The sequence below is a fragment of the Pseudoalteromonas sp. MIP2626 genome (genome assembly GCF_013414205.1).
Taxonomy (GTDB): Bacteria; Pseudomonadota; Gammaproteobacteria; order Enterobacterales; family Alteromonadaceae; genus Pseudoalteromonas; species Pseudoalteromonas nigrifaciens.
Genome location: NZ_JAATTW010000006.1, coordinates 18,648 through 45,615, shown reverse-complemented (window position 1 = coordinate 45,615; position 26,968 = coordinate 18,648). Strand labels below are relative to the sequence as shown.

The following is a 26,968-nucleotide window of genomic DNA, read 5'->3' as shown; positions in this document are numbered from 1 at the left end:
GATCGCAGTTGCGACATACTTTTAATGGAAATAAAATGAAAAAAATTATTGGCTTTAGTGCCATTGCACTTGCTGTACTAAGCGGTTGTTCAAATACATCATCTGTATCTCAAGCACCTCAAACTGTTTTATTATCAGACTCGCTGGTTGTAAGCCCTAATGATAATCGCGAATATAAAACGCTTAAATTAGCTAACGACATTGAAGTTATTTTAGTATCAGACCCCAGTGCTGAAAAATCAGCCGCGGCATTAAGTGTTGGAGTGGGTTTATTACATGACCCAATGAGCCAACAAGGCATGGCCCATTATTTAGAGCATATGCTGTTTTTAGGCACAGAGCGCTACCCAGATACTAAAGGGTACTCTGATTTTATGACCAAAAATGGTGGCGCACACAACGCCTATACTTGGCTCGATATTACCAACTATATGTTTAAAATTAACAACGATGCGTTTGATGAAGGGTTAGATCGTTTTGCTGATTTTTTTAAAGCACCCAAGTTATACCCTGAATACACAGACAAAGAAAAAAATGCAGTAAATGCAGAGTGGTCAATGCGCCGCGAAATGGACTTTTTTGGGCAGTTTAAACTAGCGCGTAAAATGATGGGTGACCACCCAGCTAACCGTTTTTTAATTGGCAACCTAGAAACCTTAGGTGACAAAGAAGGCAGCTCATTACACAAAGAAACAGTTGATTTTTATAATAAATACTACTCTTCAAATATTATGAAAGTAGCGCTTATTTCTAATTTGCCAATTGCGGCAATGGAGCAAAAAGCACAAAAATACTTTGCTGATATTAAAAATAAAAACATCGAAAAACCAACAGTAACCGCCAAGCTTAACTTTGATAATGCCGGTGGTAAGCGCGTGTTTTATGCCCCTAATGAAGATGTAAAACAGTTACAACTTGATTTTACCATTAGCAATAACAATAACGAATTTGCACTCAAGCCTAATCGCTTTGTGGCCTACTTATTAAGTAATGAAATGCCTGGCAGTCCAGCGCAAATATTACGTGATAAGGGGTGGGTATCGCAATTGTCAGCATCGGCAGTGCCAACCCACTATGGCAACTACGGGTCGTTAAACGTTAACGTAGAGCTTACAGATACAGGCATGCAAAATCGTGAAACGATAGTGGCGACTATAATGCAGTATATTGAATTGATTAAAAAAGAGGGCGTTGATAGTAAATACTTTAACGAAATTCGTACCTCGTTAAATAATCAATTTAAGTTTTTAGAAAAAGGCGATGAGTTTAACTACGTAAGTACATTGACTCAAAGCATGCAAGATTACCCGTTAAATCATGCCATTAATGCGCCTTATTATTACGCTAAGTTTGATGCAGACTCAGTAAATAAAGTGCTTAAACAATTAAATGCCGACACTTTACGCATTTGGTATGTATCGCAGCAAGAAGAAACCGACTCACAGCTACACTTTTACGACGGTAAATACCGCATTAGTGACATAAGCGAGCAGGAAGTTGCAAGCTGGAACAAAAAAAGCCAGTTTAATTTAGCGCTCCCTAGCGTAAATAACTTACTGCCAGAAAATTTTGCTATTAAAACCCAAGCATTTAAACAGCAAAAATCCCCAGAGCTTGCTTATGATAAAAATGGCGTGAAAATATGGCGTCAGGCAAGTCAAAAATTTGCCGAGCAACCAAAGGGACTTGTTGAAGTTTATATAAATACTCAGCCGGGGCTAAACGATGTAAAAGCGGAGGTTTTATACTCTGTTTGGGCCGATCTGTACAACATACAGCAAAGCCAACTAAGCACTGAGGCTGCTATTGCAGGTATGAGCGTAAACCTTGCACCAAGTAATGGTTTAGTTTTGTCTATGAGTGGCTTTACAGATAAGCAAAATGTACTGCTTAAACAAGCATTAAGTGGGTTAAACAGTGATATTAGTGGGCAAGCATTTAACCAAGCTGTAGATCGTTTTAAACGTAATTTACTTAACCAGCAAAAACAATTTCCTTACGCGCAAGCATTTGCTGAATATACAAAATTAAGCCGTACCGGTAGCTTTGATACTGATACTTTAATTAGCACAGCCAACACTTTAACTTTAGCTGATTTTAATGCTTTAAAACAAAACACCTTTGCTAATAACGATTTACGCGTATTTAGTTATGGTAACTATAACCAGCAAGACATAGCAGCAATAGCATCCGAGCTGAGTGCTATTTTGCCAAGTAACTATAAACACACTGAGTTTGCGCGCAGTAAAGCATGGTTACCACAACCAGGTGAAACCATAGTGTTACAAAAAGATATAGATGTAGCCGATGTAGCCGTAGTTGATATGACAGTTCATCCAACACCGGGTTACAAACAAAAAGCACAAGCTGCCGTGCTACAAGGGCATTTTAGAACCATTGCATTTGATAAAATGCGTACCGAGGAGCAACTTGCGTATGCCGTTGGTGCGTTAGCTCGCCCCATAGAGGATTACTCAGCGATTGGTTTGTTTATTCAAACACCAGTAAAAGGGCCAAAAGAAATACAAGCGCGTTTTGATCTGTTTAAGAAAGAGTATGCAGTTGAACTCGACAACATGAACGAGGAGACGTTTGCACAGCTTAAAAATGCCACGTTAGTATCGCTTAAAGAGCAACCTAAAAACTTAAGTGACGAAATGAGCCCACTATTAAATGATTGGTATCGTGAAAACTTTAATTTTGATTCAAAGCAACAGCTAATAAATGAAGTTGAGAAAGTAACGCTTAGCGATATTAAAGACTATTACCAACAAACAATGCTTAACCCTAATGCGGCACGTTTAAATGTGCAATTACGCGGGACTAAGTTTATAGAAAGTGACTTCGCCGATTTACCAAATCAAACAAAAATCACCACGCTAGATGCCTATTACAATGGTATTAAACTACAAAAATAAGCTTTATTTTTACAGCTAAAAATAAACCCCAATGTATTGCTACATTGGGGTTTTTATTTATTTCAGTTAATTTAAGCCATCACTAAAACTTAAGCCATTAGTAAAAAGCCTATCACCGCAAGTGCTGCAGCAATAAGCGTATAAGGCAATTGTGTAACAGCGTGGCTCATTAAGTTACAGCCAGCGCCTTGGGCTGCTAATACCGTTGAGTCTGAATAAAAACATGCTTGGCTGCCAAACGATGATGCTGATAATAACGCGCCAATGACTAATGGAATATTAGCATCTACCGCCGTTGCCAGCGGCATAACAATAGGAATAGACACAGCAAATATTCCCCAGCTTGAGCCCGTTGCAAATGCTAAAACAGACATTGCAATAAATACCACTGCAGGCAAGTAACCCGCGGTCATGTATGGGCTTAAACTATTAATAACATATTGCGGCAAGCCAATTAAATCGCACACATCTTTAAATATAAACGCGGCTATAACCGTGCCTATAGCCGGTATCATGCTTTTAAATCCATCGAGCATACGTTCAATCATTTCACTAAACGACATTAATTTTTGTAACGCATAAAATGGCAAAATTATAGCCATAGTGGCCAGTAAACCTTTATAAACGTCTATCTCAAAGTAAACGGTAAAGCCGACTAATAAAATAATAGGCAATAAAAAGTTATGTAATTTACCTTTAGGATCAGCATCTTCAAAGTTTTCTTCTACTGCTTTTACCGCGTACTCGTCTGCTGTTTGTACTTCACTGTATTGCGCCGGATCGACTTGTGCTTGCTCAATTTGTGCCATCTGTTCTGCTTTTTTCATTGGGCCAAAAGCAGGGATCACACCAAGTACCACTAACAGCACAACGAGTACCGCAAACCATGCGTAAAACATATACGGAATAGCCTGAATGTAAACAGCAATGCCTTTGCCTTCTTCAGCAATACCGTTATCTACGAGTAAACCACCAAAAAATACCGCCCACGTAGATAGGGGCACAAGTACGCAAATTGGTGCCGCAGTTGAGTCGACAACGTAGGCTAGCATTTCGCGGCTTACTTTAAATTTATCGGTAATGCGTTTCATGGTTTCACCCACAGTAAGCGCATTTAAATAGTCATCAATAAAAATAACTAATCCAAGGCAAAAGGTCATAAATAATGAAGAGCGTTTGCCCTTAGTGTATTTAAGTGCCAACTTACCAAATGCAGAAGCACCACCGGTACGGACTAATAAGGCGATTAACGCACCAAAACCACCACACACCAATATTAACCAGCCAATGGTTTCGTCACTCATTACTTTAAGTGAGGTGCTGGCAAAATTAGCCAATACCTGCGAGGGATCAGCCATTATGAGCCCAACAAGGGCACCAATTAATAAAGATAAAATAGGGCGGCGTAGTACTACAGCCAAAATAACTACCACTAAAGGCGGCAGTAAGCTTAACGCAGAAGGTTCAAGCATTTAAGTATTCACAAAATTAAAAGCATATTTAAAAATTTAAACTGCTTAACAAAAACAAAGAAGATGATAAGTTAGTTGTCTTATCACTTTCCAAGTCACTGCTTTTGCACGCGATATCACTAGGGAACTGTTATTTTAAATTAATAATCAGCAGTAATATACGTTGGCTTGGCGCCAGACGGTGCAAGGAGTGCAACCGCTTTTGTTATGCCTATAAAAACATCGGCGCAAAAGTAATCTGCTTTACATCTTCAGTCAACAAATAAATGCGAAGGCAATTTAATACCGAGCGATTAATTATTCGCCATGCAGTTGAAGCAGATGCTGGCGATTTATTAAAGTTAGTAAATCAAAAAAGTTTTATAAAATACATTGGGGATAAAAAAATTTATACCCTTGAGGATGCTATAACCTATATTAAGCAAGCTTTTAGTGAGGCGCACCAATCGCAAGGGTTTGGCCCTTATGTGATCACTTTAAAAAATCAGCAGTTAGTGGGGGTTGTTGGTTTTTATAGCCGTGCAATGTTGCAGCACCCCGATATAGGATTTGCGTTATTAACAGCGTTTGAAAAACAAGGGTATATTTACGAAGCTGCAAAAGCGTTAGTTGAAAATAAAAGTATATATGGCATTAATAAATTATGCGCCATTACCTCAATAGATAATAGCGCATCACAAAATGTGTTAATTAAGCTTGGCTTTAAGCCACAAGGGCAAGTAATAATAGATAAAGAAAGCCGCAGCGTTGTTTCTTTATTTTTATATCATTAAATAATTTTAGTAATGATTATTTAAACCGCGTTTGTTCAATTTGCTTGGCTACTGCTAGGTTGATTTCTTGCCAGGTTTTTTCAAGCGTTGCTACTAGCGCATCATAGCCGTCACCGTCGAGTTGCGTTACATTAGCAAAATTGTGCAAACTTAATAAGCGTCGGCCTGTTTCGGGATGGGTATAATATAAACGCCATAGCCCAGATATATCTGCGTTGCCTTGTAGGTCGCCATTAAAATGATGAATTTCATATTCTAATTCATAAAAAGTTTGTTGATCTAGCTCGGTGATCACCGGTAAACCTTTTATTACCATCCAGTTAGGTAGGGCATTAAAGAGTGTTTGTTGGGCACTTACGGTGAGCATCGAATCAGGTGACTCACCCCATAAGTGATAGTTTGCAGCATGAATTTGATTGTGATCTATTTTCATAGCAATGCCGCGATTATTTAAGGCGCCCCTCAGTACAACTGTTTGTACTCTTAATTGCGCATCAGTTGCACTTACATCTCTTGAGGAGGCAACAATAGGTTGTTCAAACTGATAATACGCGATGGCAGTTTGAATTGATGAACTGCAACCACTAAGCAGTAAAACGAGTAAAATAACAAAAAAAGATGATTTAACCATTATTGCTTCCTTGGTTTAGGGTCTGCGGGTAATGCTTTATCAAATATAAACATATTAGGCTGCTCATTTAGGCCTTTAGTTAGCGGCTGTAGCTGCTCACTTAAACGTTTAAACTCTTGCAAGGTTTGCTGTAGCTGATTATTAAACTGCGAACCTGCTTGGTAGCTGGCCATGGTTTTATCAAATTGGCGCATAGTGACTTCAAATTGTTCCATACTCTTGGTCATTTTTTTGAAGTTTTGATTAAAGTCACCCGGTAAATTTTGTGTGTCTTTTTGGTTTAGCAAATCGCGCATGTCGTTGGCCAACCCTTGGTAGTCGCTAAAAGTGGCTTGCATTTGTGCTAAGCTATCTTCGATTTTTAGCTCGTTTACCTTATTAAGTACATCAGAAACCTGATCGGCTAATACAGTAATACCGCTAGATATACTTGGAAAAACATCATATTGAGCCAGTTTTTCTAGTTTTGCATCAGGCGCATCGGTATAAATATCAAAGTCGACATACACAGCACCGGTAAGTAAATTACCCGGTTTAAGCGAAGCGCGCATACCATTGTTTACCCAGCCATTTAAACTCGTTTGCCAATACTCTTTAGCTAAATCGTTATCGTGGTATAGGCGCCCATATTCTATTTTAATAAGCACAGGTACAGCCGTATTTTGGTTTTTAAAGTGAGCTGGTTTGCCGTTAATAATCACATTGGCAGGGGCTTCTACTACTGTACCAATTCGAGTTCCTCGGTATTCAACCGGAGCGCCAGCGCGCAGGCCGCGAATTGATTGCTCAAACTCAATAAGATAGTAGTCAAAGTCGTAAAAGCGCTCTTCTAGTGCTTCTTTATAGCTTTGACTAAGCGAAAAGCTATGCTCATTTTGGGCAATATCGCCAGGTGCTTGTTGATCGGGTAAGCCCACCGATATACCGCCTTTTAAAAGTTTACTAAGCGATCCGGTATTAATGTTTATGCCATCAGCAGAAAGGTCAATTTCTATACCAGAGTTAACCCAAAAAATAGAATTTAAGGTGATCAGGTTTTCGTAGGGTGCTTTAATAAAAATACCGTACTTCATGGCTTGGTTTTTCCAATCAAATGTCGCGGTTTCTATTTGCCCAATTTTATAGTTTTTGAAAAATATACCGGTACTTACTTCAAGTACCTCAGCGTTGTAGCTCAATAACTTAAAGCGTCCGCCTTTAACATCTTTACCAATTAAGGCAGGCTCGTCTTGTAGTTCAAACTTTTCTTTTTTCTTTTTACTTTCTCCAGGCGAAAACTCTAAATATACACCTGATAAAAGCGTACTCATGCCACTAATGCCGGTTTCATCTATACGCGGTTTTACCACCCAAATTTTGGCATCTTCGGTGAGTAAGTTATCGTAGTTTTTATCTATTTGAGCGCGGGCAATAACACTGTCTTGCGAGTCGGATAAACGCACATGATCTATTTGGCCAATTTTAACACTGCGTACTTTAATTTCGGTTTTTCCCGCAACTATCCCCTCCGCTTGTGGCATGGTTATATAAATAGTGGGGCCTAAATTAGTTTGGTATTGATAAAGCATCCAAACACCCACAAACAGGGCAATAACGGGAATAATCCAAATTGCAGAAATTTTTGATTTTTGTGTAATATTAGCGGTTTCGGTCATGCATTATTCTCTGCGTTATTATTTTTAGGTGAATCCCATAGCAAACGTGGGTCAAAGGCGTGAGCTGCCATCATTTGACATAGTACCATAACAGTAAAAAAGGCAACGCCTAAGCCGGGCGTTACCGACATTAAGTTACCCAATTGTACCAAAGCAACTAAAATGGCCACAACAAACACATCAATCATAGACCATTTCCCAATAAATTCAGTAAGTTGATAAATACGTGTATACCCTATGGTGTGATCATTTGCGGGTTTGGCAACCATAAAACACAAAAAGCTCAATACTAAAGCCTTTGCAAGTGGGACTACAACACTGGCAATAAATATAATCATAGCAATAGGGTACGAGCCATTTTGCCACAGTGCAATAACACCAGCAATTAAGGTTGAAGGGCTTTCATCACCTAAACTGGTGGTATACATAATGGGTAAAACATTGGCTGGAATATAGCAAATAATAGAGGTAATTAACCAAGCCGTAGCTTTTTGTACACTGTTGGGGTTTCTAAGATAGGTTTTACTATGGCAACGATTACAAACACTTTGCGTGCATAGTTGATGGCACACATGGCAAGCTTTTATATCGTTATCAATGGCGCGATGAGTAAGGTTTATATTTTCAAGTTTTTCTACTGGGCCAATTTGTGCCCACAAGCGGGGGCGGTTTAAATGTGTTAACGCACTAATATATAAAATAACAAAGCCCACATAAGCCCAAAAGCTCACCCCAAAACTAATATCGGCGAGAGACATTATTTTAACCATACTAACAAGTACGCCAATGAGAAAAATCTCCGACATAATCCAAGGTTCAAGCGCTAGGGTAAATTTTAATAATCGTCGAGCAATACCTTGAGGTAGCGCTCTAAGCGCACCTAAGTGTAATGGTATTAGTATAATAAGTAAGCTCATAGGCAAGGCTATAATACTTAAATCAATAAACAGCCCCAACAAGTTACTATCGTAATTAAATAAAATACGCGCGGCATCGGGCAAGGTTATAGTTTGCGTAATACCACTGCTGCTAAACGAAATAAAAGGATAAAACATGCTGCTGAGTAGCATTAGCAAGGCACTAAAGCTCAGCGCTACAACTCGGCTGTCGTGATCTGTATCTGAGTCAGAAACCTTATGCCCGCAATGGGGGCACGTTGCGACATTTTTAGCCTCAACCTGGGGGACCTCAATAATATAGTCGCAACAAGGACACGCTATTTGCAAAGTGTTCGCTTAGAATTAAACAAAGAATTAAATTTTGCTATAATTATCGCCTAAATACAAATGTTATAACTGTTGTTGAGCGTAATTAATTATTAGTTAAGAGTGCATTGCAGTGGCACTCGCTACATTATATATAGCTAATACCACTGCTTATACATCAATCAAATAATGCCACTGTTTGGCGAGTAAGGGCAATCAGCTCACCCGATTGCGACCAAATACAGCCGTCTTCTAAGCCGTAACCACCTTTTGCATGATGGGTAATTGCTTCAAAGCCCAACCATTGACCAGGAGTTAAGTTAGGCGCTTGCACAAACTCTAAATACCACGACATACTACTGGCAGGCGCTGGTTGTTTAAACATTTGTAATAAAGTAGGAGGCCATGCATCGGTTAGCGCTATAATATGTGCTTCAGTAATGGCCGCTGGAGTTTCTTTAAAGCGCATCCACCCACCTAAATGGGAGGTTTCTGCACTGCTAAAAGGCATAGCACCTTGTTGTGGGCATAAATCAACATGTTGAAAAAACTCCGGCATTTGCCCTTGTATAAATGGCAATGTATGGCGCTCATTAACTTCTTGTAAGCCTAACGACTTTGCAACGGGTACATTAATAGCTGAGTTGCGGTTACTAGCAAAGCAGGCTTGTACAATTACACACACTTGCTCGTTTTGAATTGCTTTGGCCAGTACTTGAGTACTACTTTTGCCTTCACGCAGTATTTCTACCGATAAAGAAAATGGCGTATCGGCAAGCAGCGGGCCAACAAAGTTAGTACTTAAAGATAATAACCGGCGCTCACTATTTACTTGAGCTCTCATTGCTTGATATAAAAGTGCTGCAGATAACCCACCAAAAGCGGTGCGCCCTTGGCACCAATTAGCTTCAAACTGCATGGTGTTTGCCACATTATTAGTGTCGTCTTGATTGTTAATATTAGCGGCTTGTTGCAGTAAATGATCGAAATTCATTAGTTAGCGTGTCCTTAAAAGTACGAATTACTAAATATATAACACAGCCAAACTTGTCAGACCAGCAATTAAAGTTCAATACAAACGGCGTAAAAACCAGCGTTGCTAGCAAATATTGCACTTTATTTAGCTTATTTTGTAAAAAAATCAAAAAAAATGATATTTTTTTCATTTTTACAGTTGAATTAAGTTTGCAGCATCCCTATTAACTAGTCATCGAACGTATTAATGAATATTGAAGTTGGAGAAATTTCATGAGTAGAATTATTGGAATAGACTTAGGTACTACAAACTCTTGTGTTGCAGTACTTGATGGTGGCAAAGCACGTGTTATTGAAAACGCGGAAGGCGATCGCACAACCCCGTCTGTTATTGCTTATACGCAAGACGGTGAAACTTTAGTTGGTCAGCCAGCTAAACGTCAAGCGGTTACTAACCCAACAAACACAGTATTTGCTATTAAGCGTTTAATTGGTCGTCGTTTTGAAGACGAAGAAGTGCAACGCGATATCGGCATCATGCCATTTAAAATTGTTAAAGCCGATAACGGTGATGCATGGGTTGAAGCAGGCGGCGAAAAACGCGCTGCACCACAAATTTCTGCTGAAATCCTGAAAAAAATGAAGAAAACGGCTGAAGACTTCTTAGGTGAAGCAGTAACTGAAGCAGTTATCACAGTTCCGGCATACTTTAACGATTCACAGCGTCAAGCTACAAAAGATGCGGGTCGTATTGCAGGCCTTGAAGTTAAGCGTATCATCAACGAGCCAACTGCTGCAGCACTTGCTTACGGCATGGACAAAAACCGTGGTGAAAACATCGTTGCAGTATACGACTTAGGTGGCGGTACTTTCGATTTATCAATTATTGAAATTGATGAAGTTGAAGGCGAGCACACGTTTGAAGTACTTGCTACAAATGGTGACACGCACTTAGGTGGTGAAGATTTCGATAACCGCGTAATTAACTACCTAGTAGCTGAATTTAAGAAAGACCAAGGTCTAGACTTAAAAACTGACCCACTTGCAATGCAACGTGTTAAAGAAGCTGCTGAAAAAGCGAAGATTGAACTATCTTCTGCACAATCTACAGAAGTAAACCTTCCGTATGTAACTGCAGATGCAACAGGTCCTAAGCACATGAACGTGAAACTAACACGTGCTAAGCTTGAGTCACTTGTTGAAGACTTAGTAACTAAGTCAATTGAACCATTAAAACGTGCACTTGCTGATGCTGATTTATCAGTAAGCGACATCAACGACATTATTCTTGTTGGTGGCCAAACACGTATGCCTTTAGTACAAAAAACAGTTGCTGAGTTCTTTGGTAAAGAGCCACGTAAAGATGTTAACCCCGATGAAGCTGTTGCAGTAGGCGCGGCAATTCAAGGTGGTGTACTAGCTGGTGACGTTAAAGACGTACTATTACTAGACGTTTCTCCATTATCTCTAGGTATTGAGACAATGGGCTCGGTAATGACAGCACTAATTGAGAAGAACACCACGATTCCTACAAAGAAATCGCAAACTTTCTCAACTGCTGAAGATAATCAGTCTGCAGTAACAATTCATGTACTGCAAGGTGAGCGTAAGCGTTCAAGCGACAACAAATCTCTAGGTCAATTTAACCTAGAAGGTATTCGTCCAGCACAACGTGGTACACCACAAATCGAAGTAACATTCGACGTGGATGCCGATGGTATCTTACATGTATCTGCTAAAGATAAAGATACAGGTAAAGAGCAAAAAATTACGATTCAAGCATCTTCAGGCTTAAGCGATGAAGAAGTGGAACAAATGATTCGTGATGCTGAAGCGCATGCTGAAGATGACAAAAAATTCGAAGAGCTAGTAGCGACTCGTAACCAAGCAGATGCAATGGTTCACGGTACACGCAAGCAAATTGAAGAAGCTGGCGATGCACTTCCAAGTGAAGACAAAGAAGCGATTGAAGCGGCTGTAGTTGACCTTGAAGCTGCTATTAAGAGTGATAAGAAAGACGAAATTGAAGCTAAAACTCAAGCGCTTGCTGAAAAGTCTCAAAAGCTTATGGAAATTGCACAAGCTAAAGCTCAACAAGGTTCAGCTGACGCAGGCGAGCAACAACAATCTGCTAAGCAAGATGACGACGTAGTTGATGCAGAGTTTGAAGAAGTTAAAGACGACAAGTAATTGTTGCTTACGCTTCTAGCTAACACAAAGCACTATAACTTAGTTAAGTGTTTAAGTTAGAATGAACGATTGAGGCGCGCAGGCAATAGCTTGACGCGCCTTTTGCATGAGAATTAGGTGGTAAATCGATACGATTTATCGGTTTATCAAGCAGCCTAGCTGCAAATAGAAAAGAGTAGTGTGGTAGATATGTCAAAACGCGATTATTACGAAGTCCTCGGCGTAAGCAAAGATGCGAGTGAGCGAGACATTAAAAAAGCGTATAAACGCTTAGCGATGAAATATCATCCAGATCGTACTTCAGGCGATAAAGAGCTTGAAACAAAGTTTAAAGAAGTAAAAGAAGCTTACGAAATATTGACTGACCCGCAAAAACGTCAAACTTACGACCAATACGGCCATGCAGCTTTTGAACAAGGCGGCGGTGGTGGTCATGGTGGTTTTGGCGGCGGTCATGGCGACTTTGGCGATGTTTTTGGTGATGTTTTTGGCGATATTTTTGGTGGCGGCGGTGGTCGACGTCAATCTCGTCAGCAACGTGGATCTGATTTGCGTTACAACATGGACTTAAGCTTAGAAGAAGCGGTTCGTGGTAAAGAAGTCGAAATTAAAATACCAACCTGGGTAGGTTGTGATCCATGTGATGGCAGCGGTGCAAAGGCTGGCTCTAAGCCAAAAACATGTACTACGTGTCATGGTGCTGGGCAAGTACAAATGCGCCAAGGCTTTTTTGCTGTTCAGCAAACGTGTCCTACGTGTCAGGGGCAAGGTCAGATTATTTCTAACCCTTGTGATAGCTGTCATGGACAGGGCCGCGTAGAAAAAACGAAAACCTTATCGGTTAAAATTCCTGCGGGTGTTGATACCGGCGATCGTATTCGCTTAACGGGCGAAGGCGAAGCGGGAATGCATGGTGCGCCTTCTGGCGACTTGTATGTGCAAGTATCTGTTCGTGAACACCGTATTTTTGTACGTGACGCAAATAACTTACATTGTGAAGTTCCTATTAGCTTTACTACAGCGGGTCTTGGTGGCGAAATTGAAGTGCCAACACTTGATGGACGCGCTAAGCTGAAAATTCCTTCTGAAACACAAACGGGCAAAATGTTCCGTATGCGTGGCAAAGGCGTTAAATCTGTTCGCAGTGGTGCAATAGGCGACTTAATTTGTAAAGTGGTTATTGAAACACCAATAAACCTGAACGAACGTCAGCGTGAATTATTAGAAGAATTAGAAGAAAGCATGGGCAAAGATAGCTCAAAAAACCGTCCTAAAGAGCAAGGCTTTTTTGACGGTGTTAAAAAGTTTTTTGATGATTTAACTAAATAATTAATGTGTTTTATAATATTAAACGGCGCTTTTTAGAGCGTCGTTTTTTTTTGCTTAAAATAATAGCGTAGCAACATATGACACCAGCAATAGAGTTACTGAAAAAACAAAAAATTGGTTTTGAATTATTAAGCTATGAGCACGATCCAAACACCACTAACTTTGGCCTTGAAGCAGCCCAAAAGCTAAACCTTAATAGGGATCAGGTTTTTAAAACCATAGTGCTGGAAAACCAAGATGGACAGCTCATAGTCGCCATTACACCTGTTTCTCAGCAAGTTAACTTAAAGCTGCTTGCCTCATTGTGTGGCGCTAAAAAGGTAGCTATGGCTGCGGCAAAAAAAGTGCAAGCAAGCACAGGTTATGTATTAGGAGGCGTGAGCCCACTGGGACAAAAAAAACGTCTTGCTACTTTTTTGCACAGCAGCGCTGCACAATTTGCATGTATTTATGTAAGTGCAGGTAAACGAGGCTTAGACATTGCAATTAACCCCCATGAGTTAGCCAAATTAACAGCAGCAGTGTTGGGGGAATTTTAATCAGCATTGATTTTATAACGCTTAGTTAATTAAATTACTGCAAAAATGGAGGACAAATGGCAAAGCCAAATAAAAAAGGGCCAACCAAAACGGTCGATATATTTTGCTCAAGCTGCAGGGCACCTTTATTTAAGTATCGTAAAGGGGGGAAAGGTGCGTTAGTTAAATGTTTTATTGAGCGTATTAGCCAAGACTATACTAAGCAGCCTTGTATTTGCCCAAAATGCGAACGCCCATTTGCGCGGCCCGCGATTATTAAAGGCACTGCTGCGTATAAAATGATTGGTGGAAAAGTCACTTTTAAATAAAGCATCTGTTTATTTCAATATTCAGATTAGGGCGGACATAAGCCCTTGATTGAATTTGCTACATTGATAAACTTAACCGGTTTTGCTGTTTCAATGATTGAAAAATACCCTCCCCACGGATCGGGCCAGTCAATTGGGTTTTTAAAATGGAAAAGGATAGACGTGTGATTGCACTTTTATTTGATATTGTAGGTATGACGGGTACTGCTTTAGTAGTGGGTTCATTTTTTTTGTTACAACTAAATAAAGTATCACCAGCGAGTTTGCTTTATAACATGATGAACTTAACCGGCGCTATATTGCTGCTTATTAGTCTTTGTTATAACTTTAATTTAGCCAGTTTTGTAATTGAAATATTTTGGATTGCAGCCTCTTTAATTGGTTTATATAAATATGTTAAAAATAAACCAAAGCTAGCCAAAGCTTAATTATACTTTTATACCGTGAAATTGCCTTATTTCACGGTTTTTATGTTTTTAATACAATTGTTAACAAAAAGTTTATATCTCTCTTTGCATTATGCAGATAAACTATACCCCATTATTAATAGCTAACATTACCCGTTTTATAGGCGTTTATGTTCTTCATTCCTAAAAAAATTATTTTCGCATTTTTATTGTTACTCTTGTTGTTAACATTCACTTTTTGGTTTGGTCGAATACATGACTTAGAGCAAGCAAAAAAACAAGCCGACCAACAAGTAAGCCAATTAAATAACTACATTGATAATGAGCTTGCTCGATTTGCTGCGATCCCGCAATTACTCACCAATAACAACTTACTCATTCGCTTTACTAATAATGAAGAAGAGCATTATAGCGCTATTAACAACTACTTAGCGGATATACAAAAAGCCAGTGGCGCATCTGATATTTATATACTTAATACTCAGGGCGAGGTTGTTGCGAGCAGTAATTGGCAGGCCGATTATACTTTTTTAGGGAATAACTTTTCATTTCGACCGTATTTTAAACAAGCATTTGCGGGTGAAAAGGTAGCTTATTTTGCGCTTGGTCAGCGTTCAAAAGAGCGTGGATTATATTTTTCGCAGGCTATTTATCATGAAGGTAAAGCAATTGGGGTTGTGGCGCTAAAAGTAAATGTTGCTAAGTTTGAAGACGACAGATCGCTGCTTAATACGGCAGCAGGTAGTCATTTTTATTTACAATTAGCAGATAATGTTATTGCTATGTCGGATGAGCCTAATTGGCGTTTAAACAGTTTTCAAGAGCTGGATATTGCAGCCAGGCGGGAAATAAATCAACGTCGTGCTTATTTAGATTACCAGCCGGGTCTTATTCCTTTACAACAATTTAATAGCCAAAACATTGCACAATTTAAAATTGCTAAGCGTTTATATGTAGTGGCCTCTAAGCCATTAAAACACTTTAATGCTCAAATGAACGTATTAGTAGATGTTTCTAACATAGCAGCCATGCAGTTACCTCGGTTGTTATGGTTGATGATTTTTTATTGTGTGTTTATTTTTATCGTTTATAGCTTACTTGCACGTTTTGCTGGTTATAAAAAACTACTTTATTCTAGGCACAGTTTAGAGCAAAAAGTGATTGAGCGTACCCAAGCACTTGAAAAAGCTCAAACCGCTTTAGTACAGTCTGCAAAACTTGCCACCATAGGGCAATTAAGCGCAGGCATAAACCATGAAATTAACCAGCCTTTGTGTGCCATGAACGCTTATTTAGCCAGTGCAAAAATATTGCTAAATAAAGGTAAGTTAACAGCATTAAACGAGAACTTAGTCATTATTGAGGGCTTAGTAGAGCGGGTGCATAAAATTGTTGCGCAATTAAAACACTTTAGTAAACCTTCAAAAATGCAACTAAGGCCGCACCCTTTGTCGGCATTATTAAATAACGCTTTAATGATCACTCATTCACAACTAAAACAAGATGATATTAGCGTTATTCCTCCGCAGTTTGAGCAAAATATTACCGTTTTGGTCGATTCGCTTAAGTTTGAACAAGTATTAGTTAACGTTATTACTAATGCATCGCAGGCAATGAGTAACTGCGCAACGCGGCAATTAAGTTTTGAAGTTGAATGCTTTGATGGACGCGTAAAACTATCGATATTAGATACAGGATCTGGCATAGAACACCATACTTTAGGCTCTATTTTTGAACCATTTTATAGTACCAAGTCGAGTACTGGTTTAGGCCTTGGTTTATCAATATCTAAGCAAATTATCGACTCGTTTGATGGTCGTTTAAGTGCGCATAATCGCCCAGAAGGGGGGGCGCAGTTTATTATTTGTCTTTGGAGTACTGCGGAGTCACAACATGATTGAGCCACCGCTTTGTAAACAGGTAATGGTTATTGATGACGAGGCGATGATCCGCGATTCGTTAAATCAATTACTCAGCTTGGAAGGCTACCAAGTTCAATGTTTTAGTGATGGAGCAACGGCGCTTAGTCGCTTAAGCCGAGGCTATAGCGGTGTGGTACTTAGCGACATTAATATGCCAGCAATGGATGGGCTTACGTTACTTGAGCAAATAAAAGCATTTGATAGTGAGTTACCGGTTATATTTTTAACTGGGTATGCCGATGTGTCGGTGGCGGTAAAAGCGATGCAGTTAGGTGCTTATGATTTATTTGAAAAACCACTTAACGAGCATTTAATAGATTGTATTGCTAGAGCTTGCGATAAACGCAGCCTAGTAATGGAAAACCGGGCTCTTAAACGCGCAGTAGAAAAAACCTCAGCACCGGGCGTGCGTATTTTAGGTGATACGCCAAAAATGCAGCACATGATGAAGCTGCTTAATACCGTGATAGATACCCCTGCAGATATATTAATTGAAGGTGAAACCGGGACGGGCAAAGAGCTGGTTGCACGTTACTTACACGACCACAGTAACCGTTCAAGCTGTCAATTTGTGGCGATTAACTGTGGTGCTGTGCCAGAGCAGCTCATAGAAAGTGAACTGTTTGGCGCTGTAAGCGGTGCATATACAGGGGCCACAAAAAATAGAAAGGGTAAATTTGAATTTGCTCAAGGTGGCACTGTTTTTTTAGATGAAATAGAAAGCACCCCGTTGTCGTTACAAGTAAAGTTACTACGTGTACTAGAGGAGCGAAAGGTAACACCGGTTGGCGCTAATCATACCGTTAACTTAGATATTCGCATTGTTGCTGCTACTAAAGTTGATTTGCTGGCATTGGTGAATGAAGGTGGGTTTAGAGCCGATTTATATTATCGCCTTAGTTTGGTTAAAGTAAGCATTCCAGCGCTGCGCGATCGAAAAGCTGATATTCCTTTATTATTTAAGCACTTTAGCTCAATTGCGGCAACGCGATTTTATAAACCACTTGGCGCGTTAAATGTAGAGTTAGAGCAACGCTTATTAGCCTACGACTGGCCGGGTAATGTGCGTGAGCTAAGAAACCAAGCAGAACGGGCGGTATTGTTAGGGCCTGAATTAGCATTTGCGCAAAGTGATTCAGCAGATCAGCAAGTGTTATCACAAGATTTAAGTTTGGCCGAAAAGGTCAGTTATTATGAGCAATCTTTAATAGAAGAAGCATTAGAGCGTAACCATGGCAGTATAAAAAACACCATGGGCACGCTACAAATTGCGCGTAAAACCTTGTACGACAAAATGAGTAAATACGGTTTAAATCGCGATATGTTTACTGACTAGGGCGTACGGTTGTCGTGTGCGGTAAAGGTGATGTTTTTAAATAAAAGTGTGCGGATATCCGCACACTTTTTTGCTTTAAAAACAGTGTTAATCATTTAACTTACTGAAATTTATGTTTATTTAGTAGTTGGCCATCATTTTGCTTTAATGGGTGTACAACAATAAGTAGATTCTAATTTTTAGGACACATGATGATAAACAACACACATACTAAACGCTCTGCGCTTACTTTATTGTGTAGCATAGCAGCCTTACCTAATATGGTATTAGCTGCTGAGTATTCTGTGTATGGTAAAGCGGAAGTACAAATAGCTAAAACCGACACAGGTGTTATGCGCTACGCCGATGAAGGCACACAAATAGACGCGCCCTTTTCACGCATAGGGATCAAAGGACAACACACACTTAACGAGTACGTTAGCGCGGTATTTAAATACGAAGTGCAAGTAAAGGGCTTTGAACATGACGACACTAACGAGCCGTTTGCAGCGCGTAATACTTATTTAGGTTTAAAAGGTGCATTTGGTGAAATAGTTGTTGGCAGAAACGATACCCGCTTTAAATACTCAGAAGGTAAGCTGGATAATTTTAACGAAACACAAGCCGATATAGCACAAGTTATTGCCGGGCAAGACCGCCTTGGCGATACCATCACTTACACTTCAAACTATTGGCATAATGCTCAGTTTTCATTTACCTATGCCCCTAAAGACGATAATAAAGATAACCAAGCGGGTTTTGCCGCTACACTTATTTACGGTGATCGTAATTTAAACAATACGCCATATTATATTTCTTTAAGCCATGTTGACTCACTTAATAATATTAAAGCGAGTCGGGTTGCAGGTGTTTATAAGTTTGAGCAGTTACAACTAGGTGCTTTGTACCAACACTCAGAGTCAATAGATGGCACTAAATCAGGCAATGGCTATGTGCTAAGTGCAAGTTATACCTTAGATAAATGGGTGCCTAAATTACAGTTTGCAAAAGATGACTCAGCACTACGTCAAGAATCAGAAGCCACTCAGTGGAGTACAGGTTTGGACTATGTATTTGATAAACAAACCACGGCTTATCTTTTATATACAGACTTAGACTTAGAAGAAAACGCCGATAGCAGCTTAGCGCTTGGTCTTAGGTACAAATTTTAAGGTTTAGATAAATGACACAACAAATTTTGCAAAATAACGCGCCTAAAAGCCAATTTAAGCAATGGTTTTTACTGCTACTTGGGCCAAGCATAATGCTATTAACCTGTTTACTCGATCCTCCTACGGGTATGTCCAGTGCAGCGTTTAAAACTGCTGGGTTAGCATTTTGGATGGCATCGTGGTGGGTAAGCGAAGTAGTGCCTATTCCGGCGACGGCTTTATTGCCACTTGTTATATCGCCACTGGTTGGTATAGCGGGTATGAAAAGTGTAGCTGCGCCTTATGCTCATCCATTAATATTTTTATTTTTAGGTGGGTTTTTAATTTCTATTGCAATGGAGCGCTGGGGATTACATAAACGCATAGCACTTAGCACTATGCTGTATGCAGGCACTAAACCTAGCTTACAAATTTTAGCTATGATGCTGGTCACGGCCTTTTTATCCATGTGGATGTCAAACACAGCAACCGCAGTGATGATGTTACCAATAGCCTTGTCTATTACACATTTAGTAAAGCAGTCAGATCCTAGCAATGAAGGGTTTGGTAAAGCTTTACTGCTTTCTATTGCTTATGGTGCCAGTATTGGTGGTATTGCCACATTAATCGGTACTCCGCCGAATGCATTAATGGCGGCTTATTTGTCCGACAGCTACCAAATAGAAATTGGCTTTGCACAATGGATGCTAGTGGGTGTGCCACTGGCGGTAAGTATGTTGTTTATTAGTTGGATTTGGCTTACAAAGTTTGCATATAAAGTAGACTCAGGTATCAAAAACAATCAAAAAATAGACACTAAAACAGTTTTTACTGAGCAATTAAAAGCACTTGGTGAAATGCAACGCGCCGAAAAAGGCGTGCTATTTGTATTTGTGCTTGCTGCAGCGTGTTGGATATTTAGACCTTTGCTAGGCGAATTTAGTGGTTTGAGTATTTCAGACACCACTATTGCGATTGCAGCGGCGCTATTATTATTTGTATTGCCTGCAAATAAAGGTACTAACGAGCGTATTTTAGATTGGGAAAGTGCTGCTAGGGTACCTTGGGGCGTATTATTATTGTTTGGTGGTGGCTTAACACTTGCCTCGCAAATAAAGTCATCGGGCTTGGCGCAATATATTGCACAAATGATCCAAGGTGCGAGTGCTATCCCTCTCGTTATGAGTATTTTAGTGGTCGTTGCATTAATTACATTTTTAACCGAGATCACCAGTAACACCGCCACCGCGGCTGGTTTTTTACCCTTACTGGGCCCCGTTGCAGAATCGATTGCAGGCTCACCACTTGTGTGGGTTATTCCAGCGGCGATTGCCTGTAGTTGTGCGTTTATGATGCCAGTAGCCACCCCACCAAACGCAATTGTGTTTGGCTCAGGGCAAATACAAATGCGCGACATGATACGTGCAGGCTTTGTGCTTAATATTGTGGCAATTGTTTTAATTACCTTAGTAACAATGACAATTGCAGCGCAAGTATTTGGCTTTTAAATTGCGCAGCTATTGGCTGCTAAACAACAGCCAATAGCTGCAATAGTTACCACTTAGTTCCAACCAAAACCAGAGTAGTTTTGTATATAGTTCAATACTATGCAAAATTACTCTTTATTGCTCGTATTACAGAACAAGGTTATAGTCTCAAATAACTTTAAAATTTGAGTAATCTATTTTGACTATCGACGCACCGCAAACACCTTCGTTAACTGCACAATTTGATGAGTTACAACAGTACTTTATAAAAACTCCTTACTTGTCGATTAATAAACGCATCACAGTGTTAAAGCAATTGCGTAGTCGCGTTGTAGAGTTTGAGCAAGAGCTGATAGACGCAGTATCAAAAGACTTTGGTTACCGTACCGCATTTGATACCTTGCTAGGCGATATATTGCCCACCATGCAAGCCTTAGCACATACCATAAAAAAGCTACCAAAGTGGTCTAAGCCAAGCAAGCGCTCAGTAGGTTTAAGCTTATGGCCTTCAAAGGTGAGCGTAACATACCAGCCTAAAGGCGTGGTTGGCATTATAGCGCCTTGGAATTACCCAATACAGCTTGCCATTGTGCCTGTTATTACCGCATTGGCAGCGGGTAATCGTACAATGTTGAAGCTCAGTGAGTTTACCCCCCACACCAATCAAGTGCTTGAAAAGCTATTTAGTGGTGAACTAGAGCAGCATTGTAAAATAATACAAGGGGGGAGTGACGTTGCTAGTGAGTTTTCATCGCTGCCATTTGCACACCTGTTTTTTACAGGCTCAATTGCGGTAGGTAAGTTAGTAATGGGCGCTGCAAGTGCTAATTTAACGCCAGTTACCTTAGAGCTTGGCGGTAAATCGCCTGTTATTATTACTGAAAAAGCAGATATTAAAAAAGCGGCGCAAGCAATACTCTTTGGTAAAATGGCCAATGCTGGGCAAATTTGTGTTGCCCCCGATTATGTATTTGTACCCAAAGAGCTTGAGCATCAGTTGGTGCAACACTTGTGTGAATTATATAAGAAACACTACAAACAAGGGGTAGAAGGTAAAAATTTAACCTCTATTGTAAGCGACGCTCACTATGCACGCTTATCTGGTTATTTAGAACAAGCACAGCAGCTAGGCGCAACCATAATTAAACCTCTTGAAGATAACCAGCAAGACCCAGATAAACATCGAATGGGGCTACATATTGCCACCCAAGTAACCGATGAAATGCAATTAATGAAAGATGAGCTATTTGGCCCAATATTACCTGTAATGAGTTACACCAACTTAGAGCACGCAATAAGTTATATAAAGCATCATCATCACCCATTAGCCTTGTATATTTTAGGGCAAAATAAACAAATTCAAGAATATATTATAAAGCAAACACTAAGTGGTACTGTTGCGGTTAACGACACCTTAGTGCAAGTAACTGCCGATGATGCGCCGTTTGGTGGAGTGGGGCATTCTGGAATGGGGCATTATCATGCTAATGAAGGGTTTTTAACCTTTAGCCATGCTAAAAACACGCTGGTTTCTGGATCATTCAATCCACGTATCGGCATGCTACTTAAACAAAGCAAAGTACTAATTAAGTTATTAAAGTGGCTTTATATTAAAAAGTAGTGAATATAACAAAAAGGCTAAACTCATCTTACTGCATTAGTTAGTATTAGCGAGCTTAGCCTTGTTATTTAAACGCTGTTTTAGAGCAATTAATTAAAACAGCGTTTAAAGCAGTTTATTAAAACAACCGCCCTTCACCAGCGTAAGTGCCGGCTAAAATTCTGGTATAAATAGCGTCGGCTTTTTCTTTTGCTTCTTCAACTTCTTTAGGCAGCATTTTTTGCTCGTCGAGCTTGCGACTATGGCTTGCTTGCATATTGCCGTTATACTCGGCAATGGTGTTCCAAATATATGACTTTTCTAAATTCTTAGGCATGCCTAAGCCTTCAAAGTACATTAAAGCTAAATTAAATTGCGCCAAAGTATAATTATTGGCTGCAGCTTTTTCATACCACGTTTTAGCAAGTTCATAATCTACGCTTACGCCATCACCATTGGCATACATAACGCCTAGGTTAAATTGTGCAGCGGGTAGGTTTTTGTTTGCCGCTTGTTCAAATAACTTTATTGCCATTTGTTTGTCGAGTTTTACCCCGTTGCCTTCATTGTATAAAACGGCTAAAGCAAACATAGAATCGGGGTGATTTTTTGCTACCCCTTGTTGATAAAGTTGAGCAGCTTTACGGTAGTCACGCGTTACACCATACCCACCTTCATATAATTTACCCAGCTCATAAATACCAGGGGCAAATCCTTTATCTGCTAGGTAATTAAACTCTTTTAGTGCTTGTGCAAATTCGCCTTCATTAGCGGCTTTGATCCCTTCCTCTAACCCAGCATGAGCGAAAGGGCTACTAAGTAAAATGCCAGCTAGGAGTAAGGTTTTTAAATTAAACTGTGACATAAGAATGTCTCCAATAAGTGATAGTTGCAATGTGTACTATTTAAACATTATTCTATTTAAAATTTTGCGCTAAATGAGGTAATGCAACGTTTAAAAATTAAGTGCAAAGTTTATTGCTTGTTATGCATTACGCTGGCTTTAGTATTAAGCACCGCATTAGCAAATGCAAAGTACGCTTATTATAGCTTAAAGCCGAGCAGAGTTGTTTTAGCAGTGTAAGATACAGATATTACAAAAAATTTAAAGCAGTAAAAAAAGCCCTTTCGGGCTTTTGGGTCATATCAACCGTCACTAATATGAAAAATGAAGATGTAAGCTAAACTTTGTTTATTAAAACCTGAGCTACATAAGTATTACGTGCTTAAATAAAATAACAGCATCCGTGCTGAAAATTCATCCTTGGGCACTGAGGTCGGTACATTTAACTTATGCGAGTGATTATCAGTTAGATTTAAGTTGAAGTCAAATGCAAATAAAAACTATTATCAAATTTGTGTGTGCGCAGGAGAGTTATGTTAATTAAAATAAATACAAAAAAAATAATACATGCAATGGTAGTCATCAGCTTTTTACTTTTAGCTAGCTGCTCTACTTCTTTTGCTTATAACAATTTACCTTGGCTATCATCATTTTGGGTAGATGACTACATAGACCTAAACAGTAGCCAAGCAAAACAACTTAAAATTATAATTAAACAAACCCGTAATTGGCATCGTCAGGTAGAGCTGCCTAAGTACAAGCAAGATCTTATCAAGTTACAAAAAACATTTAATAGTGAGTTTAATATCAGCGATTTAACACAGCAGGTTACTGTAGCTAAATTGCATTGGAACAATTTATTAGTACAGGTTAAAGCGCCTTTAATAGAATTGGCTAAAACGCTCAGTACCAAGCAACAACAAGAGCTTGTAACTAACATACAAGCTAACTTAGCTGACGAGTTAAAACAGTATCAAGAGCAAACGACGCAACAACTTAGCGAAGAGCGCCTAAAAGAGCAGCTTAGTTATTATAAAGATTGGTTAGGGAAATTAACTAAGCAGCAAACACAGCTCATAACAGTAGCTAACGAGCAGTATATTAATACCTTTGTGCTTTGGCAGCGTTATAAGCAAAATAGGTTAAACGCACTGCAACAGGCTTTTAATTATGAGTTGCGTAATGTTGAACAGTTTGAGCAGCAAATGAGCATTATAATTACCGATCGTGAATATTTTATTAGTGAAGAATTAGCGGCCAAAAACCAAGCTAATTTAATGGCTCATGTAAATTTGCTTGTTAGTTTAAATAGTACTTTATCGGATAAACAACGCCGCCACGTAAATAAGCACTTTGCTGAGTTGATAGAAACGGTGGACGATCTTATTGCTGATTAGCTCCTTTTACTTCACTGAATTTATTTATAAATATATTATTTGCTTATATTGTTATTTGGGCTATTTCACATACATTTGAAAGTAGCCGCGCATCGTTTTCAAAAAGACTTAAAAACCTTGCCATGCTTGACCCTCTGACCGGAGCGGGTAATCGTTTGGCAATGAATCATTATTTTTCGGTTGAGTTACGTAAGCGTGCCCAGCTTTACTTGTTTTTAGTTGATTTAGATTATTTTAAGCAAATAAATGATAAATACGGCCACGATGTGGGCGATAAAGTATTGATAGAAGTAGCCACGCTATTAAAGGTCACTTTTGCTAAAGGTTATGTTTTTAGGGTCGGGGGCGAGGAGTTTGCACTTATAAGCTCGTTTAATAGTGAGCATGCAGAGCTTGCTGTTGCCGAAAAAGTAAGAGCTGCACTGGAAAATAAATACATAAACGTTGATAACTATAAAATAAACCTAACAGCAAGTATTGGCGTTGCAAATTATAAACCCCAACAATCACTCAATGAATTGCTTAAAGCAGCCGATAAACAGCTTTATAAAGCCAAAGATTTAGGGCGCAATAGCGTTTATTATCCAGCGGTTAAAAGTGACAAAACAACGCTTATATAGCGATTAATACATGTGATCAAAATTTGGGATACTGTTTTCCCAAATCGGTTTATCTTTGCCTAAATACTCGCGCACAGCATCAAAAAATAGTCGCGTTCTGACCGGTAAGTCGCGATGTGGATATAACGCATACATAGCACTGTGGTCCATTATTTTTATATTGGTAAGTAATGGCACTAACTCGCCATCAATAACTTCGTTATCGAGTAAAAATGCAGGCGCCAAAAAGTAACTGGTGCCAGAGAGTGTTTTCATTAGCAATACTTCAGCGTCGTTAGCCCGAAACACACTCCTTATTTTTTGCTCGCAAGCCTCACCTTTATCGTTATAGTAATTTATTGCATCCACTCTAAATGCATTGCTTTTATAGCTTGCCGCCGGTAATTGAGCCAGATCGCTCATAGTTTTAGGCATGCCATAGGTTTTTACAAATTCAGGTGTTGCTAATATTAATAAACGATTACGGGCAATTTTACGCGCAATGAGCGATGAATCTTTTGGCTCGCCAATTCTAAATGCTAAATCAAACCCTTCAGATACTATATCGACCAAGCGGTCATCTAAACGTAATTCTACTTCTACTTGTGGAAAGCGTTTTTGAAAATCATTAATAACAGGTTGTAAATAACGGCGACCAATAATGGTTGACGCTGTTATTTTTAATAATCCACGCGGCTCTTGGTGATAGTTTTCGGCCATGCGCAGGGTTTCACCTAGCAGCTCTCTAAGGTCGGCTGCTTTTTTTATCATTTCGGCGCCCGCTGCAGTAAGCGAAAAAGAACGTGTTGTTCTGTTTAACAACCTCACGCCAAGCTCATCTTCTAAACGGCTAATTTGTTTTGATATAACGGAGCGGTCAATATTACGTATTTCAGCTGCTTTGGCAAAAGAGCCTTGTTCAACCACTTCAAGTAACATTAAAAGTCGACTAGTTGTATCCATAATATTACCTAAAATAGTTTATTGATGCCATTTTGGCATTAATGAATTTAGAAATCTATTATTTTTGTCAGCACGATTGTTCCGTACCATGCAACGCTAATTATAAAGGAGCGTCGTAATGAACAAACATTTAATTGCTGTAGCACTGGCTACAGCATCCTTAACACTTACAAGTTGTGCCGATGAAAGCACGGCTCAGTCGGCTCCAACAGCGCAACATCAGCCAATAGATGTTGCCAAGGTTATTGTTAAACCGGTACAAAGCTGGCACACCTACACAACTCGCTTAGAATCGCCTCAAGAAGTTGCTTTAATGCCACGAGTATCGGGTGTTATCGACAGCATCGAGTTTAACGAAGGTGACTTGGTAAATAAGGGCGACGTGTTATTTCAATTAGATAACCGTTCATTTACAGCCAAGGTTGCCAGCCTTGAGGCGCAAGTTAACAGTGCAAAAGCAGCGCTTGAACAAGCAAGCAGTGAAGCAACCCGTGCGGTACGCTTAACGCAGCGTAAAGCTATTTCAACTGAGCAAGCACAAGCACGTACTTCAACACTGCGCCAACGCGAAGCGCAACTAGTGGCGCTACAAGCACAGTTAACATCGGCGCAGCTTGATTTAGAATTTACCTCAGTTGTATCGCCTATAGATGGCATTATTTCGCGCGCTAATATTACTAAAGGTAATAATATTTTAGCGGGGCAAAGCGTATTAACGTCGATTGTTTCAAATGAAAAAATGTACGCTTATTTTGATATAGACGAGCGCACTTGGAATTCATCGTTTAATGATGTTAGTGCAGCAAGCCGCCAACCTGTGGTAATGCAAAAGGTAGGTCAAGATGATTTTGCTTATTCAGGTTACATCAACTTTATTGACAACCAAATTAACGCCGCTACGGGTACTTTACGCGTGCGAGCAGTGTTTGCAGATAATAGCGGGCAGTTACGTGCAGGCTCGTTTGCGCGTATTAAGTTAGCCGCTAATGCAATTACTGAAACAGTGATAGTGCCAGATAGAGCAATAGGTACAGATTTAAAAAATCGCTTTGTACTTACGGTCGGCGAAAACAATGTTCTGCAATATAAATTAGTAACCGTTGGAGAGCGTTATGGCTCATTACGCGCGATTACTGCAGGCCTTACAGAGGGTGATGTGATTGCTGTAAATGGCCCCGCTCGCGTCGGACCTGGTATGCCAATTTCTCCTAATACCGTCACTATTGATACCAGTGGAATTGCATTTACTTTAGGTAATAGCAACAACCAGTTAGTCGCTAAACAATAA

The 26,968-nt window shown here is 39.6% G+C and carries 21 protein-coding genes and 1 pseudogene; 15 read left to right on the top strand and 7 right to left on the bottom strand.

All coding sequences use genetic code 11. The annotated features are described in order from the left end of the window. Window positions 1-35: 35 nt before the first annotated feature. Window positions 36-2,918: an insulinase family protein gene (locus tag HC000_RS05420; RefSeq protein WP_179807143.1), complete on the top strand. Its 2,883-nt coding sequence runs from the start codon at window positions 36-38 to the stop codon at window positions 2,916-2,918. An 89-nt stretch (window positions 2,919-3,007) separates the two neighbouring features. Here HC000_RS05420 and HC000_RS05415 read toward each other — a convergent pair whose 3' ends face one another. Then, window positions 3,008-4,390 (bottom strand): Na+/H+ antiporter NhaC family protein, encoded by a 1,383-nt coding sequence (locus HC000_RS05415; protein ID WP_011329979.1) that lies wholly within the window; start codon window positions 4,388-4,390, stop codon window positions 3,008-3,010. 266 nt (window positions 4,391-4,656) lie between these two features. Between HC000_RS05415 and HC000_RS05410 the strand changes: the two genes are divergently transcribed. After that, window positions 4,657-5,163, top strand: a complete 507-nt coding sequence (locus HC000_RS05410) for a GNAT family N-acetyltransferase (protein WP_089369217.1) — start codon at window positions 4,657-4,659, stop codon at window positions 5,161-5,163. A 16-nt stretch (window positions 5,164-5,179) separates the two neighbouring features. On the opposite strand, the gene HC000_RS05405 is transcribed toward HC000_RS05410, so the two are convergent. From HC000_RS05405 to HC000_RS05390, 4 genes are all read right to left on the bottom strand, one after another. Continuing rightward, on the bottom strand, window positions 5,180-5,794 hold the full coding sequence (locus tag HC000_RS05405; protein ID WP_011329981.1) for a PqiC family protein: 615 nt from the start codon (window positions 5,792-5,794) through the stop codon (window positions 5,180-5,182). Next, window positions 5,794-7,449 carry an intermembrane transport protein PqiB gene (gene pqiB / locus HC000_RS05400; RefSeq protein ID WP_179807142.1) on the bottom strand — a complete coding sequence of 552 codons (1,656 nt, stop codon included), beginning with the start codon at window positions 7,447-7,449 and terminating at the stop codon, window positions 5,794-5,796. The genes HC000_RS05405 and pqiB overlap by 1 nt, the downstream gene beginning before the upstream one ends. Continuing rightward, entirely contained in the window at window positions 7,446-8,669 is a 1,224-nt protein-coding gene (locus tag HC000_RS05395) for a paraquat-inducible protein A (protein ID WP_232503367.1), read from the bottom strand. Before HC000_RS05395 ends, pqiB begins: the two co-directional genes overlap by 4 nt. A gap of 163 nt (window positions 8,670-8,832) precedes the next feature. After that, window positions 8,833-9,648 (bottom strand): thioesterase family protein, encoded by an 816-nt coding sequence (locus HC000_RS05390; protein WP_089369220.1) that lies wholly within the window; start codon window positions 9,646-9,648, stop codon window positions 8,833-8,835. A gap of 254 nt (window positions 9,649-9,902) precedes the next feature. Between HC000_RS05390 and dnaK the strand changes: the two genes are divergently transcribed. The 10 genes from dnaK to HC000_RS05340 all read left to right on the top strand — a co-directional run bounded on the left by dnaK (window position 9,903) and on the right by HC000_RS05340 (window position 21,898). Further along, window positions 9,903-11,819: a molecular chaperone DnaK gene (gene dnaK / locus HC000_RS05385; RefSeq protein WP_179807141.1), complete on the top strand. Its 1,917-nt coding sequence runs from the start codon at window positions 9,903-9,905 to the stop codon at window positions 11,817-11,819. 189 nt (window positions 11,820-12,008) lie between these two features. After that, the gene (gene dnaJ / locus HC000_RS05380) at window positions 12,009-13,148 is read left to right on the top strand and encodes a molecular chaperone DnaJ (RefSeq protein ID WP_179807140.1); all 1,140 of its coding nucleotides are present in this window, start codon (window positions 12,009-12,011) and stop codon (window positions 13,146-13,148) included. Between the two features lie 77 nt (window positions 13,149-13,225). Beyond that, on the top strand, window positions 13,226-13,687 hold the full coding sequence (gene ybaK, locus HC000_RS05375) for a Cys-tRNA(Pro) deacylase (RefSeq protein WP_086995751.1): 462 nt from the start codon (window positions 13,226-13,228) through the stop codon (window positions 13,685-13,687). A gap of 56 nt (window positions 13,688-13,743) precedes the next feature. Beyond that, complete coding sequence (locus HC000_RS05370) at window positions 13,744-13,995, top strand: hypothetical protein (protein WP_041454920.1); 252 nt, start codon at window positions 13,744-13,746, stop codon at window positions 13,993-13,995. 164 nt (window positions 13,996-14,159) lie between these two features. Beyond that, entirely contained in the window at window positions 14,160-14,423 is a 264-nt protein-coding gene (locus tag HC000_RS05365) for a hypothetical protein (RefSeq protein ID WP_058374978.1), read from the top strand. A 149-nt stretch (window positions 14,424-14,572) separates the two neighbouring features. Next, entirely contained in the window at window positions 14,573-16,303 is a 1,731-nt protein-coding gene (locus HC000_RS05360; RefSeq protein ID WP_179807139.1) for a cache domain-containing protein, read from the top strand. Beyond that, a complete protein-coding gene (locus tag HC000_RS05355; RefSeq protein ID WP_179807138.1) occupies window positions 16,296-17,660 on the top strand; it encodes a sigma-54 dependent transcriptional regulator in 1,365 nt (454 codons plus the stop codon). Before HC000_RS05360 ends, HC000_RS05355 begins: the two co-directional genes overlap by 8 nt. Before the next feature lie 191 nt (window positions 17,661-17,851). After that, window positions 17,852-18,811, top strand: coding sequence for a porin (locus HC000_RS05350; RefSeq protein WP_179807161.1), 960 nt, complete (start codon window positions 17,852-17,854; stop codon window positions 18,809-18,811). Window positions 18,812-18,822: 11 nt separating this feature from the next. Beyond that, on the top strand, window positions 18,823-20,298 hold the full coding sequence (locus tag HC000_RS05345; protein WP_179807137.1) for a DASS family sodium-coupled anion symporter: 1,476 nt from the start codon (window positions 18,823-18,825) through the stop codon (window positions 20,296-20,298). A 178-nt stretch (window positions 20,299-20,476) separates the two neighbouring features. Beyond that, complete coding sequence (locus HC000_RS05340) at window positions 20,477-21,898, top strand: coniferyl aldehyde dehydrogenase (RefSeq protein ID WP_179807136.1); 1,422 nt, start codon at window positions 20,477-20,479, stop codon at window positions 21,896-21,898. A gap of 118 nt (window positions 21,899-22,016) precedes the next feature. Here the strand turns inward: HC000_RS05340 and HC000_RS05335 are convergent, their stop codons facing one another. Next, entirely contained in the window at window positions 22,017-22,742 is a 726-nt protein-coding gene (locus HC000_RS05335) for a tetratricopeptide repeat protein (RefSeq protein WP_179807135.1), read from the bottom strand. Window positions 22,743-23,254: 512 nt separating this feature from the next. On the opposite strand from HC000_RS05335, the gene HC000_RS05330 reads away from it, so the two are divergent. Continuing rightward, window positions 23,255-24,118, top strand: coding sequence for a DUF6279 family lipoprotein (locus HC000_RS05330; protein WP_179807134.1), 864 nt, complete (start codon window positions 23,255-23,257; stop codon window positions 24,116-24,118). Next, a pseudogene (locus HC000_RS05325) lies at window positions 24,115-24,738 on the top strand (GGDEF domain-containing protein); the annotation flags it as partial. The gene HC000_RS05330 and the pseudogene HC000_RS05325, both read left to right, overlap by 4 nt. Before the next feature lie 3 nt (window positions 24,739-24,741). Here HC000_RS05325 and HC000_RS05320 read toward each other — a convergent pair. Continuing rightward, the gene (locus HC000_RS05320) at window positions 24,742-25,680 is read right to left on the bottom strand and encodes a LysR family transcriptional regulator (protein WP_011329997.1); all 939 of its coding nucleotides are present in this window, start codon (window positions 25,678-25,680) and stop codon (window positions 24,742-24,744) included. Window positions 25,681-25,798: 118 nt separating this feature from the next. Between HC000_RS05320 and HC000_RS05315 the strand changes: the two genes are divergently transcribed. Next, a complete protein-coding gene (locus HC000_RS05315; RefSeq protein WP_179807133.1) occupies window positions 25,799-26,968 on the top strand; it encodes an efflux RND transporter periplasmic adaptor subunit in 1,170 nt (389 codons plus the stop codon).

Excerpts from the sequence above, each read along its gene's own strand:
- HC000_RS05420 (WP_179807143.1), top strand. The coding sequence starts at position 36 with ATGAAAAAAATTATTGGCTTTAGTGCCATTGCACTTGCTGTACTAAGC.
- HC000_RS05415 (WP_011329979.1), bottom strand. The coding sequence starts at position 4,390 with ATGCTTGAACCTTCTGCGTTAAGCTTACTGCCGCCTTTAGTGGTAGTT.
- HC000_RS05410 (WP_089369217.1), top strand. The coding sequence starts at position 4,657 with ATGCGAAGGCAATTTAATACCGAGCGATTAATTATTCGCCATGCAGTT.
- HC000_RS05405 (WP_011329981.1), bottom strand. The coding sequence starts at position 5,794 with ATGGTTAAATCATCTTTTTTTGTTATTTTACTCGTTTTACTGCTTAGT.
- pqiB (WP_179807142.1), bottom strand. The coding sequence starts at position 7,449 with ATGACCGAAACCGCTAATATTACACAAAAATCAAAAATTTCTGCAATT.
- HC000_RS05390 (WP_089369220.1), bottom strand. The coding sequence starts at position 9,648 with ATGAATTTCGATCATTTACTGCAACAAGCCGCTAATATTAACAATCAA.
- dnaK (WP_179807141.1), top strand. The coding sequence starts at position 9,903 with ATGAGTAGAATTATTGGAATAGACTTAGGTACTACAAACTCTTGTGTT.
- dnaJ (WP_179807140.1), top strand. The coding sequence starts at position 12,009 with ATGTCAAAACGCGATTATTACGAAGTCCTCGGCGTAAGCAAAGATGCG.
- ybaK (WP_086995751.1), top strand. The coding sequence starts at position 13,226 with ATGACACCAGCAATAGAGTTACTGAAAAAACAAAAAATTGGTTTTGAA.
- HC000_RS05370 (WP_041454920.1), top strand. The coding sequence starts at position 13,744 with ATGGCAAAGCCAAATAAAAAAGGGCCAACCAAAACGGTCGATATATTT.
- HC000_RS05360 (WP_179807139.1), top strand. The coding sequence starts at position 14,573 with ATGTTCTTCATTCCTAAAAAAATTATTTTCGCATTTTTATTGTTACTC.
- HC000_RS05355 (WP_179807138.1), top strand. The coding sequence starts at position 16,296 with ATGATTGAGCCACCGCTTTGTAAACAGGTAATGGTTATTGATGACGAG.
- HC000_RS05350 (WP_179807161.1), top strand. The coding sequence starts at position 17,852 with ATGATAAACAACACACATACTAAACGCTCTGCGCTTACTTTATTGTGT.
- HC000_RS05345 (WP_179807137.1), top strand. The coding sequence starts at position 18,823 with ATGACACAACAAATTTTGCAAAATAACGCGCCTAAAAGCCAATTTAAG.
- HC000_RS05335 (WP_179807135.1), bottom strand. The coding sequence starts at position 22,742 with ATGTCACAGTTTAATTTAAAAACCTTACTCCTAGCTGGCATTTTACTT.
- HC000_RS05330 (WP_179807134.1), top strand. The coding sequence starts at position 23,255 with ATGTTAATTAAAATAAATACAAAAAAAATAATACATGCAATGGTAGTC.
- HC000_RS05320 (WP_011329997.1), bottom strand. The coding sequence starts at position 25,680 with ATGGATACAACTAGTCGACTTTTAATGTTACTTGAAGTGGTTGAACAA.
- HC000_RS05315 (WP_179807133.1), top strand. The coding sequence starts at position 25,799 with ATGAACAAACATTTAATTGCTGTAGCACTGGCTACAGCATCCTTAACA.